This window comes from Sphingobium bisphenolivorans (assembly GCF_000412635.1).
GTDB classification, from domain to species: domain Bacteria; phylum Pseudomonadota; class Alphaproteobacteria; order Sphingomonadales; family Sphingomonadaceae; genus Sphingobium; species Sphingobium bisphenolivorans.
In genome coordinates this window covers 12,669-25,474 of sequence record NZ_ASTG01000030.1, presented here as the reverse complement: position 1 = coordinate 25,474, position 12,806 = coordinate 12,669, and the positions used below count along the sequence as shown (strand labels likewise).

General features: G+C 58.5%; 12 protein-coding genes. 5 read left to right on the top strand and 7 right to left on the bottom strand.

Annotated elements, in window-relative coordinates:
- Positions 1-111 precede the first annotated feature (111 nt).
- Positions 112-1,395 (bottom strand): hypothetical protein, encoded by a 1,284-nt coding sequence (locus L858_RS0117730; protein WP_022684434.1) that lies wholly within the window; start codon positions 1,393-1,395, stop codon positions 112-114.
- Between the two features lie 189 nt (positions 1,396-1,584).
- Here L858_RS0117730 and L858_RS0117725 point away from each other — a divergent pair, with 189 nt between their 5' ends.
- On the top strand, positions 1,585-2,058 hold the full coding sequence (locus L858_RS0117725; protein ID WP_022684433.1) for a hypothetical protein: 474 nt from the start codon (positions 1,585-1,587) through the stop codon (positions 2,056-2,058).
- A 32-nt stretch (positions 2,059-2,090) separates the two neighbouring features.
- Here L858_RS0117725 and L858_RS0117720 read toward each other — a convergent pair whose 3' ends face one another.
- Positions 2,091-2,285 carry a hypothetical protein gene (locus tag L858_RS0117720; protein WP_022684432.1) on the bottom strand — a complete coding sequence of 65 codons (195 nt, stop codon included), beginning with the start codon at positions 2,283-2,285 and terminating at the stop codon, positions 2,091-2,093.
- Between the two features lie 1,075 nt (positions 2,286-3,360).
- On the opposite strand from L858_RS0117720, the gene L858_RS0117715 reads away from it, so the two are divergent.
- Positions 3,361-4,479 (top strand): replication initiation protein, encoded by a 1,119-nt coding sequence (locus L858_RS0117715; RefSeq protein WP_022684431.1) that lies wholly within the window; start codon positions 3,361-3,363, stop codon positions 4,477-4,479.
- Between the two features lie 40 nt (positions 4,480-4,519).
- Here L858_RS0117715 and L858_RS0117710 read toward each other — a convergent pair whose 3' ends face one another.
- The 3 genes from L858_RS0117710 to L858_RS0117700 form a co-directional block, all read right to left on the bottom strand.
- Positions 4,520-4,909 carry a hypothetical protein gene (locus L858_RS0117710; RefSeq protein ID WP_022684430.1) on the bottom strand — a complete coding sequence of 130 codons (390 nt, stop codon included), beginning with the start codon at positions 4,907-4,909 and terminating at the stop codon, positions 4,520-4,522.
- Positions 4,902-5,588 carry a ParA family protein gene (locus L858_RS0117705; RefSeq protein ID WP_022684429.1) on the bottom strand — a complete coding sequence of 229 codons (687 nt, stop codon included), beginning with the start codon at positions 5,586-5,588 and terminating at the stop codon, positions 4,902-4,904. Before L858_RS0117705 ends, L858_RS0117710 begins: the two co-directional genes overlap by 8 nt.
- 373 nt (positions 5,589-5,961) lie before the next feature.
- The gene (locus L858_RS0117700; protein ID WP_022684428.1) at positions 5,962-6,984 is read right to left on the bottom strand and encodes a hypothetical protein; all 1,023 of its coding nucleotides are present in this window, start codon (positions 6,982-6,984) and stop codon (positions 5,962-5,964) included.
- Between the two features lie 116 nt (positions 6,985-7,100).
- Here L858_RS0117700 and L858_RS0117695 point away from each other — a divergent pair, with 116 nt between their 5' ends.
- The gene (locus L858_RS0117695) at positions 7,101-8,249 is read left to right on the top strand and encodes a site-specific integrase (RefSeq protein WP_022684427.1); all 1,149 of its coding nucleotides are present in this window, start codon (positions 7,101-7,103) and stop codon (positions 8,247-8,249) included.
- A gap of 862 nt (positions 8,250-9,111) precedes the next feature.
- Here the strand turns inward: L858_RS0117695 and pobA are convergent.
- Entirely contained in the window at positions 9,112-10,293 is a 1,182-nt protein-coding gene (gene pobA, locus L858_RS0117690) for a 4-hydroxybenzoate 3-monooxygenase (protein ID WP_022684426.1), read from the bottom strand.
- A gap of 314 nt (positions 10,294-10,607) precedes the next feature.
- Here pobA and L858_RS0117685 point away from each other — a divergent pair, with 314 nt between their 5' ends.
- Positions 10,608-11,300 (top strand): helix-turn-helix domain-containing protein, encoded by a 693-nt coding sequence (locus L858_RS0117685; protein ID WP_337770945.1) that lies wholly within the window; start codon positions 10,608-10,610, stop codon positions 11,298-11,300.
- 199 nt (positions 11,301-11,499) lie between these two features.
- Here the strand turns inward: L858_RS0117685 and L858_RS21410 are convergent, their stop codons facing one another.
- Positions 11,500-12,273 carry a TetR/AcrR family transcriptional regulator gene (locus L858_RS21410; RefSeq protein WP_081628124.1) on the bottom strand — a complete coding sequence of 258 codons (774 nt, stop codon included), beginning with the start codon at positions 12,271-12,273 and terminating at the stop codon, positions 11,500-11,502.
- Positions 12,274-12,388: 115 nt separating this feature from the next.
- Here L858_RS21410 and L858_RS20555 point away from each other — a divergent pair, with 115 nt between their 5' ends.
- A complete protein-coding gene (locus L858_RS20555) occupies positions 12,389-12,790 on the top strand; it encodes an IS110 family transposase (protein WP_022684423.1) in 402 nt (133 codons plus the stop codon).
- Positions 12,791-12,806: the final 16 nt, after the last annotated feature.

The following is a 12,806-nucleotide window of genomic DNA, read 5'->3' as shown; positions in this document are numbered from 1 at the left end:
GCGAGTCCATTCCGCTCCCCTCCCCCTTGCCTTTCGTGGCCCATCGGGCCTCAGGCCAGGTTGGTCGTTTTCGTGTGTTTGGAAAAAATGATGGCGAGCCAGGCCGCGGCTTCAGCCGCTGGTGATCAAATCCAGCAGACGTGCGTGCAGTAAGCCGTTGCGAAGTTCAGCGTCATTGATATCGATGACTGGGCCGATCTTTTCCATGCGCGGATGCGTGATCGCCTTGGCGTCGCGGTAGGCGTCTGTGTCGAAGCCCATCGCCTCGACTATGGCGATACGGTTCTCGCCGGTTTCACGAGAGTATGTTTCGATGATGAAGTCGGGCCGGCAGTTCCCAACGGGTGTCTGGATATCGAACAAGGGCTTGGTGATCGCGCTGTCGTAATAATGTTCGTCGAGCCGGTGCTGGATCCGCAGGAGATCGCGCAAGACGGTGCGTTCGAAATCGGAATCGACCGGTATGAAGCGCTGGCCGGAATAGATGGGCTGGGCGTAAGCGCGCAGCGGCGCGTAGCCTTTCACCTGCGGCAGCTCGCCGATGACGATCAGTGCCAGATAGGGGCCGGCGACGGGTGTGCCATGGATCGATGGGTGCTGGATGCGGGTCGCGATCTCGATCGGATCGCAGCCGGCGGCATGGATGATATTGCCCTCGATGCTGTTGGCAAACAGCAGGAGGAAACCTTGCGGCGCGTGTCCGCGTGGCCAACGGGGAGCAAGCGCGCGAATACCGGCATAGACGCGCCGGTGCCGGAAGGCCGAACCGTGCGTCCATAGCACCCTCGCCAACTCGACGCCTGGGGCAACTTCGATATGAGCGGCGACCTGCTGGATTGCGGCAAATTCGCTGGCGATGCCCCGTTCGTCACTGGGCGACAGCATGGCCTGGTTGCGACCTGCAAGATCGAGTAGTCGCCACATCAACCGGGCAAGCCGCGGGATATGTGGTTGGCGAATACGTCCGCTCGCGCTGTCGTCGGGTGCGCGCGCGAGACGAACCGGAGCCCTCTTCAGCACCGAGAAATAGCCATCGAGACGGTCGACTGGCCGAACCGGATCGGCAGCCGCCATGTGTCCGGGAGCGGCCTGGGCATGGAAGAATGGACAATCGAGGCGATGTTCGGGTCTTCCCGGACCCGTCAGACGTCTGAGGTAGAAAGTTTCCGCTTCGCTGAGATAGGCCGGGGTCATCAGCGGCGGAGCGACTTGCGCGCCCAGGCAGTCGCAAGCGATCCACATGTCGCCGAGCCTAGCCTGTTCGACGAGCACCACGCCGGCTTCTTCGTCGTCGTGATTGCCCTTTCCGACGTACCATCGCACGAGCGCGTTGCGCACGATCGGATCGATCGGGATACGTTGGTGCCCCCTGCCCCCGCGATCAACCAGCCACATGGAACGATCCAGGGCGACATCGGGGGCATGCCGCTGATCCTGTCAGCATGCACATTCTCCTGTCCACTGGCGTTCGGTGAGGAGCATAGCACATGGCGTATCGCCTGATAACGGTCTGGAGGAAGTTGCTCTGGTCGATTGGCCCTGTTCGTGATATGTTCCTATTTTTGCTTGTCTAGGAGATGTCACATGAGCAGCCCGAAGAAACTGCCTGGCCGGATCGATATCGACATCACGCTTGTCGATGCGTCGCTGGATCATGTGCAGCGTCCGGAGCGCCGGGCGATTGCGGCGCTGTCGATCGGTGTCGAAGCGAACGACGCGTATTACTCTGTGGTGGAGCTGCTCGAGGCTGTGCATCTTGTCGGTACCCGCCATCCAGATGGTCGGCGAAAGCTGGGCCGGATTCTGGGAGAGCGAGGCGATGATTACCAGCGTTCGATCTATTATGCGCTCGCCGGACGCGGTGCGTCCCATATGCTCGACGATCTCGACTGGCTTGCCGGGATACTCAAGACACGGGGCAGTGTAGCCCGTCACCATCCCGTGAGCGATCCGATCTCACCCTATGTATCGCCGGAACCGGATGGCCCGGTCGGCCTGTTCACACCGTCTTTTCCACTTGGTCGATCGTGGCGGACATTTCGGGCGCCAGCTGGTTGAGAGAATAGAGGGTTTCCGGGCGGGGTATTTTGTCACGGCATGACCTGTGCAGCAATCTCGGCGTTTTTGTCTGGGGTTGCGGTGACCAGGAATGGCTGTTCGACAAGACCGGTTCGTACGATGGTCTGGGGATAGCCGGCCCGCTCGCTCCGACGGCAGGCATATTCCCAGGCGCGCTGGAAGCTGTTGAGTTTGCGCTCGGCGGAGGTTTCCGACGTGGTCGGCATAGCAGGGGCCTTTCATCAGAGTAAGGGGTGAGGGATTGTCGCAAACCCTGCGTTGGGCAGTGAATCGCCCTCCCCCCTCCCCTACTTGGACCTTGACGTCGCTCGAAGCGCGTTATGAGAGGAATACCGTGGCGGACAGCGCCAGCTGATAGCCCTGATAGCCGCGTTACGTCGCAAACGGAGGTGGAGGCAATGTACGCTGCGATGGTCGACAGTTTGCTGCCTCTAGCATAATCAAAGTGCCAGGGCCGTTGTTTGATGCGCTGTGGGTTACGGTGTCCGATTGGGCAGGCCGGTGGTGTCTGGAACGAACCTCGCGGTTGCATCCCTCTTAAAGAATCATCTTATAAAAACGCCCAAGCGGAGCGCGGGAGCTTCTATAGATTCAGGATTCTAAGATTCAGGGCCATTTAGTCGTTGAAACTCAATGCGTTGATATGCCTCTATATGAGCCGGTGGGGGCTTTAGCGTGAGCGCGAGGGGGCTTTAATGCGAGCGGAAGGGGGCAACTAAATGAGCGTCCGGGGGTTAATGTGAGCGATTGGGGGTGGCCGGGATTCGATATGAAGTGGCCTTTGGAAGGGCTTGATTCAGCCCAATGAATCGTTTTGTTGGCCGACTGTGCTGGATTTGGGGTCGATTTTGAGGGCGATGGTGGCGGTCGGGATTGGCTGACGCCGGTCGTGCGGTTCTTTATATGAGTGATCGGGGGCGTCTGGGCTTGCAGTGGTAAGCGGTCAGTCCTTTGGATCGGCGTTTATATGAGTGGACGGGGGAGCCCCGGAAAACCGATTCGGATCAGCAGCTTGGCGCCGCGTTATTGTGAGTCGCTGGGGGCGCACATTGTTTGGTCTTTCGGCAGCTGAATGATCTAGGCCAACCGATCGTGTTTATGTGAGGAATCGGGGGCGCTCCTAAACCCGTGTATTTCTGCGGGTTTCGCGGCGCGTTCATGTGAGGACTAGGGGGCTGGTGACAGAGCGCCCTGCCCTCTTTCATGAGGCGGCGGGGGTTCGTCTATGTGAGTAAACGGGGGCGGGTTCTCTTTATGACACGTTGATGGTATGCAACTCATATGAAGCTCGATTCGGACATATCGGAAATCGAGGTAACATCAGGGCTGGAGAGTCTGAGCCGGACGCTGCGCGTTGCGGATGTGATTCGCCGCCGTGATCTCGATTTTGTAAGCAAACCCGGCGAATTGGTCGAGTCCGAGTTCGAGACCGGCTCGCTTGGCGCTGCTGCGCGCAAAGCTTTTGCGTTGATGCTGCGCAAGGCTGGTCCGGAAGCCTATGAAGACAAGACGTTCGTTATTACGAAGAAGGAGCTTCGAGGCTCCCACAAGGGTAATGAGCGTATTCAGACCGTGATGGATGAATTGCTTCGGGTCATTGTTCGTATTCGGACGACGACGTCGAAGGGTAAACCTGCGGTGATGTCCCAGGCGTTGCTGGCGAGCTGTGTCGAGGAAATTTCCGAAGACGGGATGAGCGTCGTCGAATTTCAGTTCTCGGATAATTTCAAGCGGGTGTTGCAGCGTTCGGACTATTATGCGCGCGTCAATCTCGGTGTGATGCTTGCGCTGCAGTCTCGCTATGCTCTCTCCCTTTACGATCTGGGGTGTCTGATCATCAATCGGCAGAACCGGGTGTACAAAATGAAGGTCGATGAACTGCGGCGGAAGCTTGGAGTTCCTGACGGCAGCTTTAAGAACTTTGCCGAGTTCCGGCGCGATGTGCTGGCGAAGTCGAAGGCGGAGATCGATCAACTGGCGGATTTCACGGTTGAATGGGAGGAAATCCGGGGATCGGGCCGCGGTCGGCCGGTCGAGGCCGTGAAACTGATGTTTCACCCCAAGGATCTTGAGGATCAGAAGGAAACCGCGCGCGAATTGGATCGTCCTAGGGTTGGTCGGCGCGCGCGGCGTGAGGGCACGGTGGAGACGATCGCGATCGCGGATCGGCCGAAGATTATCGAGCGTAAGCCGTTTCCCCGCGATTCCCTGCACTTCTGCCCCGACACGCGTTTGTTGACGATCGTTGCGGATTATGGCGGTGGTTGGGACAAGGATCTCATTGCGAGCGGGTATCGCAAGACGATGGGGTCTCGATTGGATAACCTGGTTGGGGATGCACTTTACAAGTCGTGGGAGGGGTTTTGTAAATCCTTCGTGCAGCAACGTGGGCGTGCATAGGCCCCTGCCCCCAATTACTCACATAAACGCATCCTGGGCGTCAGACCGGCCCCTCCCCTTCGGCGAGATCGAGCAAGGCGATGATGCCGTCGGGTAGGCTGAGGTTTCTGGCCTCGCACCAGAGGACTAGTCGGTCACGCTCGGGCTGCGACAGGCGCATAGTGATATGTTTGGTCCGCGCTGGCCCGCGCATTGGTTTGCGCTTGGGAATTGCGGCGGTTTCGGCTTGGACCTGCGGAAAATAATTCGCCGGGGGCGTTGGCCGGAGCGGTTCCCGGGTTGGGGATGGGTCGACCGCGGCACCCGCCGGCGGTGTAGACGCGATCAGGCTTTTGAGGCGAGCGGTTGGATCGTCATTCGTTTCGAGGCGCTGCCGGGTTTTGCCGATGATGTCACCCATGGCCGGAGTTGCGGGTTTGGGTTCAGCCATTGGATGCTTCCTTGTTCTGAATTTCGCCGAGGACGTCGGCGAGGATGCTCTGGGCTATGCGCCGGGCTTTCTCCGTTTTGGCGAGACCAGCTTGCTCCACTTCCGCGAGGGTCATGCGGAAATTCGACATGGCGCGGAATGCATCGAGTGTGTGCATTTGCTCCTTGAATATCGGCAATGCACTGCTGATTTGGGCATCGATTTCCCACTCGGCGCGCGAGCGCGCGACCTGTCCGGTTTGGGTAATGAGGACTCGGTATGGCACCCCGCCACCCATCTTCTGCAGCATTTCGCTGGTTTCCACGGTTCTTTCGAGGTCGAGGCGCGAGGAGCGGGTTGGTATCACGACAAAGTCAGAGTCCATCGCGGCATATGCGGTCTTGAAGTTGGACGTCCCTTCAGAATCCACGATCACCAGTTGTGCACTTTCCCTCGCCCTTTTGATAGCTGCGCCGATCTCGGCGTCGCGGATCTGGGAGGCATCCTCCACAGTGATGAGGGAGTCACCTCCCCTTCCCTCTTCGCGGCGATCGCGGTGCCAGTTTAGCAGGCTGTTCTGGCGGTCAGCATCGAGCATGAATACGGAGCCGCCTAGTGCCTCGAATTCAGACGCGAGCGCGAGAGCGAGTGTGGTTTTACCCGCGCCTCCTTTGCTCTGCGCGATGGTGATGACCGGCATTCGTTAGCTCCTCTAATATAAGGCCGCGCGTTCACCTGCGCGGCACAGGCCGACCGTGCGTAAGGATGCGCAGCACCAACCGTATGCGGATGTGATAACGCGGGTATAGGCGCTGTGCAAGTATGCCGCGCGTCCGCACTCGAACGTGCTGGGCCACGCGATGCTGCATGCACATCACCATCACACTGTAGCGGCGCGTTAGAGCGCGCGCGTAGCCGCGCAGTCGCACGCACATGCGAATACGCCCGCGCAGCACACAGCGCGTTATACATTGCGCTACAAGACGCCGCACGATATGCGGCACATAACGCTGCACAAATATAAGTGGCTGATAAAACGCATATTTCCTGGAAGGGAGAAGCGCGCTTTGGAATTAATTGAGCTCGCATTTCCTAGCGAGGAGATTGTCTAATGCAGCCATTTCGGTGTCGAACGCATCGAATACCGCAGCCAGATCGCGATCGACGGGAAGGGGAGGGGGCTCTTTAGCAGGCCGTCCCCGCTTTGGCCGCACATAGCCAAAATCTGCGGCCAGGTCCGGCGTCAGAAATTGGCGCCAGCTTCGCCGCTGCGTAATTTCCACGAGCAGACCGGCCGTCGCGGCGCGCTCGAACAGCTTGCTCGCTCCGGCGATACTCATGCAAAGTAACTCTGCAGCCGATTGCGGGGAGAGCAAAGGGCGATATTGGATCAGCGCCAGCAGCGCAGGGAGGGCGCCAGGGCGGTATTCGGCGGCGATCGCGCGCTGAGCGTCGCGATAGTGCCGCTCGAGGCTGTGCAGCCGCTGCAGCGCGATCGTCGCCGCGCTTTCGAGGGCGCGCAGCACGGCCAGCCAATCATCGTCATTGGGCCGGGGCTTCAGCCGGAACGCCTTGGCGCCGCCGGCAAGGCAGGGGAGGGGGCTAGCCACAAGGCCGCGGTCGCGCAACGCGAATGGCAAGGACAGCCAGGCCATGATGCTGTGGTCGATCCGCGCGAGCTGGCGGACGGTATCGAGCGCGCGGACAAGGGGGGCGTGCTCGGTCGCCGTTGCTGGATCTCCGATCGCGGTCGGCAGGCGGTCGCGCCAGCGAAGCCGATCGTCATCCTGCAACGCTGCTCGCCATTCCGCGAAGCGGTCGAACAGGTCGAGATGGCTGGGGAGGGGAGGACGACCAGGGATTTTGAGGTCGCAGCCCCACGAAAATACGTCAATTTCCTCAACCTCGGCCGACTGCAATTGCAAGGCCCGCGCATAGCCGCTCCACGCGGCGCGCGTGGACCATGCTTTGGCCACCGGACTGACGATAATCCGGGCATCGAGACGGGCAATCGCGGCTGTCGCGGCCGCTATCGCCGTGACCATTTTTGGGGTATAGTCGGGACCGTATCGGATGGGCGAGGGCCGGTTTTCCATAGCCAATAGTGAACTGAAACGACCTCTCGGTAAAGCATGCCCGGACGCATAGTGTTGATAATGGATCGTTATCAACACCCTATACATTGGAAAGTGGGCGCGCTATCCCTCGGCGCATGAGCGCGCTCCCGCCTGAAACTCTTCCTTCCGGGCCGCCAGCGGCCTTGCCGCCCCCCTCGGCCGATGTCGGGGAGGTTGTCGACGATGTGCGCGCGCTCGCCGGAACCGTGCGGGAGATCAAGGCTGAGCTGATCGAGGCGGCCGTGCGGGCCTGGTCGCACAACACGCGTCGCGCCTTCCGCTCGGATCTGAAAATTTGGGGAGCGTGGTGCCGTCGCCGGCGTCTCGATCCGCCGAAGGCGGAGGTCAGCGCCGTGGCGGCCTATATCCGCCAGATCGCCGGGATTGACGCCTCGGCCGAAAAGGTCCGCGCGATGGCGACGATCGAACGCTACATCGTCAACATTGGCTGGGCCTATCGTATGGCGGGCCTGCCCGATCCCACCGCCGGGGAGCTGGTCACGCTCGAAATGAAAGCGGCGCGCAAGACAGTGGGCGTGCGCCAGAAGCAGGCCCGCGCGATCCGCTTCAAGGGCGACATTGCCGATTTTGATTCACCGCCCTCCGGCGTGTGCCTCGCCCATCTTCTCAAGGCTGTCCGGCGCGATCTGCTGGGCTATCGCGACGCGGCGCTGCTGCGCGTGGCCTATGACAGCGCTGGGCGCCGCTCGGAGTTGGTGGCGATCGCCGTCGACCATATCCACGGGCCGGATGCGGACGGGGCAGGGGCCTTGTTCATTCCGACAAGCAAGACAGATCGCGAAGGGGAGGGGGCCTGGGCCTATCTTGCGCCCCCGACGATGCAGGCGATCGCGCGCTGGCGCGCGGCCGCGCATATCGACAAGGGGCCGTTGTTCCGGCGCGTCGAGACGCATTTTGACGGGACGGTCGCGGCGATCGGGCGCAGGGCGCTGCATCCCAACAGCATCACGCTCATTTACAGGCGGTTGATCCGCGCGGCCCATGCGAAGAAGCTGCTCGGCGAGATGTCGAACGCCGAGCTTGAGCGCTGGGTGACGGCGGTGTCGTCGCATTCGATCCGGGTCGGGGTGGCACAGGACAACTTTGCTGCCGCTGAAAGTCTGCCGGCGATCATGCAGGCCTATCGCTGGCGTGATCCCAAGACCGTCATGCGATATGGCGCGAAGCTTGCCGCAAAAGGTGGAGCAGGCGCCCGCATGGCGAAGCGCTTTGCGACTGCATAGAAATCCGCCATGCTCAGGGTGTTGGTTGGGTTTGGACACATCTAGCTGGACTATCCGAATGACGGTTCGGTTCATTCTGGCGATCGGAGATATTTGATACCAGAGCGCCGCTGGATAGCGAGCTATGGAAGGTGTTCGTTTCACGTCGATTACTGGTTTGCATCGATATCAGAAATGATTTTCCCGGCTTCTGCAAAGGCAGTATTGGCGGCGGGCACGCTGGCTTAGATAGCGATTTGCATGGGCACTTACGTCAACTCGTCGCGCGTGAAGCCGCCACCGGTCAAGCCGGCGCGGACATGGAGTGCAGACTCTTCCCAACGGCCGAGGCTGGCGGCAAACGCCAGCACAAGTAGGCGCCGGATATGGTCATCGAGCCCGGTGCGGCCTGGATTTCATTCCAGGCGATACGTGTAATCATCGCCTAGAAATCGCTATTGCACGATGTGCAATTGGCGAGCGAGCGGTCCACCCATTCGTCGCCCAAAACACGACGACGATTGAGCAGGCCAGCCTCGAGTGGTAGCCTTTTCATCGGGCTCCGGCAGTACGAAGCTTCTGAGCGCGGACGGCAGCGCTGCGGGCGCCTCGAGTGACGGCAGATGCGCTGAGTCCCGTTTGAGATGGCGTTTCCCTGCGATAGAAGAGAGCGGTGACTGCATCCCGAATTCTGGACCGTTTTGAGCTGGAAAATTCCAATTATGATCGGGTGTAGTTTATGAAGGAGCCGGACGCTGCCTCGGACTGGTAACAATCAGGGAAGCACGTCATGCCGGATAAACCGAAGACGCCCACATAATAGTCATTCTGTCGAACAACTCGCCCCTTAGCGCCGACGTGCGGTTATCGTAAATCTTAGTGCTTATATCGTCTCCAAAGGTAGGCCGACATAATTTTCGGCCAACGATCGCTGCGCTGTTATCGAGCCGCGGATGTAATCCAGCTCCGCCATCTGGATGCGACGATCGAACCCATCCATGTTGGGAAAGCGGTGCGTGATAGACGTAAACCACCACGAAAAGCGCTCCGCCTTCCAGACCCTCGACAGTGCGCGTTCAGAGTAGCTGTCGATGCCTGCGGAAGAATGGTCGCGATAAAATTCGCGCAGGGCTTGACTAAGCATGATCACATCCGACGCTGCCAGATTTAAGCCCTTGGCGCCGGTGGGAGGCACGATATGCGCTGCATCGCCCGCCAGAAACAAACGGCCCCAACGCATCGGCTCGGATACAAAGGAGCGCAGCGGCGCGATGCTTTTTTCGAATGATGGACCTCGCGTCACTTTGGTGGCAACATCTCGTCCGAGCCGTAGGCACGCTTCATCCCAGAACCGCTCATCGGGCCAATCCTCTACCCGGTCGTTCAGCGAACATTGGATATAATAACGGCTACGTGTGGCCGAGCGCATGGAGGCGAGTGCAAAACCACGCTCATGGTTGGCATAAATCAGCTCATGTCCGGCAGGCGGTACGTCCGCCAGAATTCCCAGCCACCCAAAGGGATAAACGCGCTCAAAGGTCTTAAGCACGTTGTTGGGAATTGCCATCCGACTAGGGCCGTGAAAACCATCGCACCCCGCCACAAAATCGCAATCGAGCCTATGCTCAGTTCCATTCTTTTTCCAAGTCAGGAAGGGCCGTTCGCTATCGACATCATGCAACATGGTCTCATCCGCATCCCAGATCACATGCACTCCGCGTGGCTCGGCCGCGTCGAACAGATCCCGCATTACCTCCTGTTGTCCGTAGACGGTTACGGTGGAGCCACCGGTCAAATTCGCCAAATCGATATGAATGATTTGACCGTCCAATGACAGATTGGTCCCGCTATGAACTAAGCCGTCCTGGTCCAGTCGAGACGACAATTTGAGGCGACGCATCAAGTCCACGGTCACCTGCTCCAGCACGCCGGCGCGAACGCGCCCTTCCACATAATGGCGATCACGCCGCTCGAGGACTATCGCTTCAATGTTTTCAGCGGCAAGCAGATGTGCAAGGAGCATGCCGGCCGGACCGGCGCCAATGATTGCGACTTGGGTTCGCATCTAATCCTCTTATTGGTACGGCGGGCTCGCATGGCCACCCCACGCCCCAAATTAGCTGGCAATACGCTACGCACCATGTCACGGCCGATAAAAAGATTGGACGATTCAACGGCAAAAATTATAGTCGGACCATGACCGCACGGCAGCAGATCCCAACCTTTTACCTCTATGGGGAGCCACATAGACTCGTCGAAGATTGCTTTACACATGTCGAGTCGTTAGACGATCGATCCCGGCCAAGTGAGTGGACGATCAAGCCACATGCTCACGCCGAGCTTTGCCATATTTTCCTGATCTGGGCCGGTGGAGGGAGTATGCGTGCCGATGGCCAGGTGCTGCGTTTTATAGCGCCATCCCTTCTGGTCGTACCGGCGACGGTGGTGCATGGCTTTTCCTGGGATGAGGATTCATCGGGAACGGTCGTCACGATGGCGACGCGATACATTAGCGACCTCGCGCGCCATGATCACGCGCTTGCACGGATATTTGACGCCGCAAGAGCGCTAACGTTGTCGCATTTCGAAAAGGAGACAGCTGAGCGTCTTGTGCAGGAACTTATGCGCGAACTGGCATGGTCGGCACCGGGCCACCGGGCAGCCGTCGATGCAACTCTTCTCTCGCTTCTCGTCGTTGTTCTGCGCAACGCTACGCTAGACGACAGGCCGATTAGAAGACCAGGCTATTATGCCGGAATCGTCGCGCGTCTTAGGGAGAGGATCGAGCACAGGTTCCGGGAACGAGAGCCCGTCTCTGTCTACGCCGAAACGCTGGGGGTGAGCGAAACGACCCTACGCCTGGCCTGCTCGAAAGTTGCCGGCATGTCCCCGACCCAAGTGCTTAATCAGCGCGCTCTGCTCGAAGCACGGCGCTCGCTACTTTATACAAATCTAACGGTCGCTGAAGTCGGCTACTCGCTCGGGTTTCCGGACCCGGCCTATTTTTCCCGGTTCTTTAGCCGCCATGTGGGGCTGTCTCCAACGGACTTCCGTAGCTCTCGTTCGTCATAGCGCGTCATCACGGCTTCGTCAGTTTTATTCCCCTCAAAAATGCATATGACTTGTATGTCATTAAATTCCTATGACTTATCCAGAGTTGGATGACAGATGATCAAGTCGAAAATTGCACGCCTAATTATCCAAATCACGAATAGCGGAACTCACCATATATAATCTACATAACTTTCTAGGCGTACTTCGTAATCGGGGTCTAATCGGCGCCGATAACCATAGTTCCATGCCGCACTCGTGGCATAACATTTGGCAAAGAAAGGCATTTTTCAATCACAAATGATCTGCATAGAGTATCGTACTTTTTATCGTGCAAAATGTGTTGAAGGCGGCGGGTGGTCGAAAGCATCGCAAATCCGTGCAGGAGAGACCAGCAAGAAATTGCAAGAGCCTCTAAATAATGCTCATCATGTTTCGGCACCAAAAGAGATATATAATTAGAAAATATATTAAACTTATTCTGTACGTCTCGCATATAATCGTCGCTCGCCGGGAGATCTATAAATATATCTGCTGCAAAACATAGTTGATATAATTGCGGATGCTCCTCGGAAAACCGAAGGTATCTATCAAATACGGAACGTACCTTTTCGATAGGCGCTTCATAAGGCTCGGCTGCTTGGGCCAAGCCGTCATTAATCATCCTTAATCCATGAGAGATCAGGGCTTCCAGGAAACGGCGTCTGTTAGCAAAATGTCGATAAGGCGCTCCCCGAGACACCCCGGTTGCGGCGGCCATTTCCCGAAGGGAAAGGTTACCGTAGCCAACCCGTTCGATTTCAACAACGGCAAGGTCAAGGAGCGCACTCTGAAGCTCTCCATGGTGGTAGGGACGATCTTTGCTCATGCGAGGAGTTTGGCAGAAACCTCGGGTATTCTCAATGATTACGGACAAGCGGTCGATAAATCCGCAGCAGCCAAATACCCGATCGAATGTGTATGGGTCAGATTGGAGGTGCGCAGGCATATTCATAAATTTCAAAGGTCGTATCTCCGCCTGGGCTGCGGATTTCACAGCGCAGATGTGGGTACAGACGAGCTTGATGGCGACGAGATTGTTCTTGGGGTACCTGTCGTAGTAGGTGGCTATGCTGCGGAACCGTTCGATCCGAAATTATGCCGGATTGGACCTGTCGATGGAAACGTCGCACGTCTGCGTCGTCGATGCCGATGGGCGCAAGGTTGGAATGCAATGCGTAGACAGCACGTCAGAGGCGATCGCCGCGGTGCTGGAGCGCTATGGTCCCATTGAGCGCGCTGTGATCGAAACGGGCCGGATGAGTCCGTCGGTTGCGCTCGGGCTGCGCGAACTTGGTGTCGCGATCATCTGCATCGACGCGCGTCAGGCCCACCAGAGCCTGAAGGCGATGAAGGCGAACAAGACCGATCCGCATGATGCGGCCAGCCTTGCCCAACTGGCGTACACCGGCTTCTCGACAACACGATCCGCGGCCTGTGCGCCACATTCGGCTATCGTCCCTATCCGTTAAAAAGACTCGGCCTTGA

What these genes read in the sequence shown, in the direction of transcription:
- L858_RS0117710 (WP_022684430.1), bottom strand. Translation starts at nt 4,909, where the DNA reads ATGGCTGAACCCAAACCCGCAACTCCGGCCATGGGTGACATCATCGGC.
- L858_RS20555 (WP_022684423.1), top strand. Translation starts at nt 12,389, where the DNA reads ATGCTGCGGAACCGTTCGATCCGAAATTATGCCGGATTGGACCTGTCG.
- L858_RS0117720 (WP_022684432.1), bottom strand. Translation starts at nt 2,285, where the DNA reads ATGCCGACCACGTCGGAAACCTCCGCCGAGCGCAAACTCAACAGCTTC.
- L858_RS0117705 (WP_022684429.1), bottom strand. Translation starts at nt 5,588, where the DNA reads ATGCCGGTCATCACCATCGCGCAGAGCAAAGGAGGCGCGGGTAAAACC.
- L858_RS0117725 (WP_022684433.1), top strand. Translation starts at nt 1,585, where the DNA reads ATGAGCAGCCCGAAGAAACTGCCTGGCCGGATCGATATCGACATCACG.
- L858_RS0117730 (WP_022684434.1), bottom strand. Translation starts at nt 1,395, where the DNA reads ATGTGGCTGGTTGATCGCGGGGGCAGGGGGCACCAACGTATCCCGATC.
- L858_RS0117695 (WP_022684427.1), top strand. Translation starts at nt 7,101, where the DNA reads ATGAGCGCGCTCCCGCCTGAAACTCTTCCTTCCGGGCCGCCAGCGGCC.
- L858_RS21410 (WP_081628124.1), bottom strand. Translation starts at nt 12,273, where the DNA reads ATGAATATGCCTGCGCACCTCCAATCTGACCCATACACATTCGATCGG.
- L858_RS0117700 (WP_022684428.1), bottom strand. Translation starts at nt 6,984, where the DNA reads ATGGAAAACCGGCCCTCGCCCATCCGATACGGTCCCGACTATACCCCA.
- L858_RS0117685 (WP_337770945.1), top strand. Translation starts at nt 10,608, where the DNA reads ATGCGTGCCGATGGCCAGGTGCTGCGTTTTATAGCGCCATCCCTTCTG.
- pobA (WP_022684426.1), bottom strand. Translation starts at nt 10,293, where the DNA reads ATGCGAACCCAAGTCGCAATCATTGGCGCCGGTCCGGCCGGCATGCTC.
- L858_RS0117715 (WP_022684431.1), top strand. Translation starts at nt 3,361, where the DNA reads ATGAAGCTCGATTCGGACATATCGGAAATCGAGGTAACATCAGGGCTG.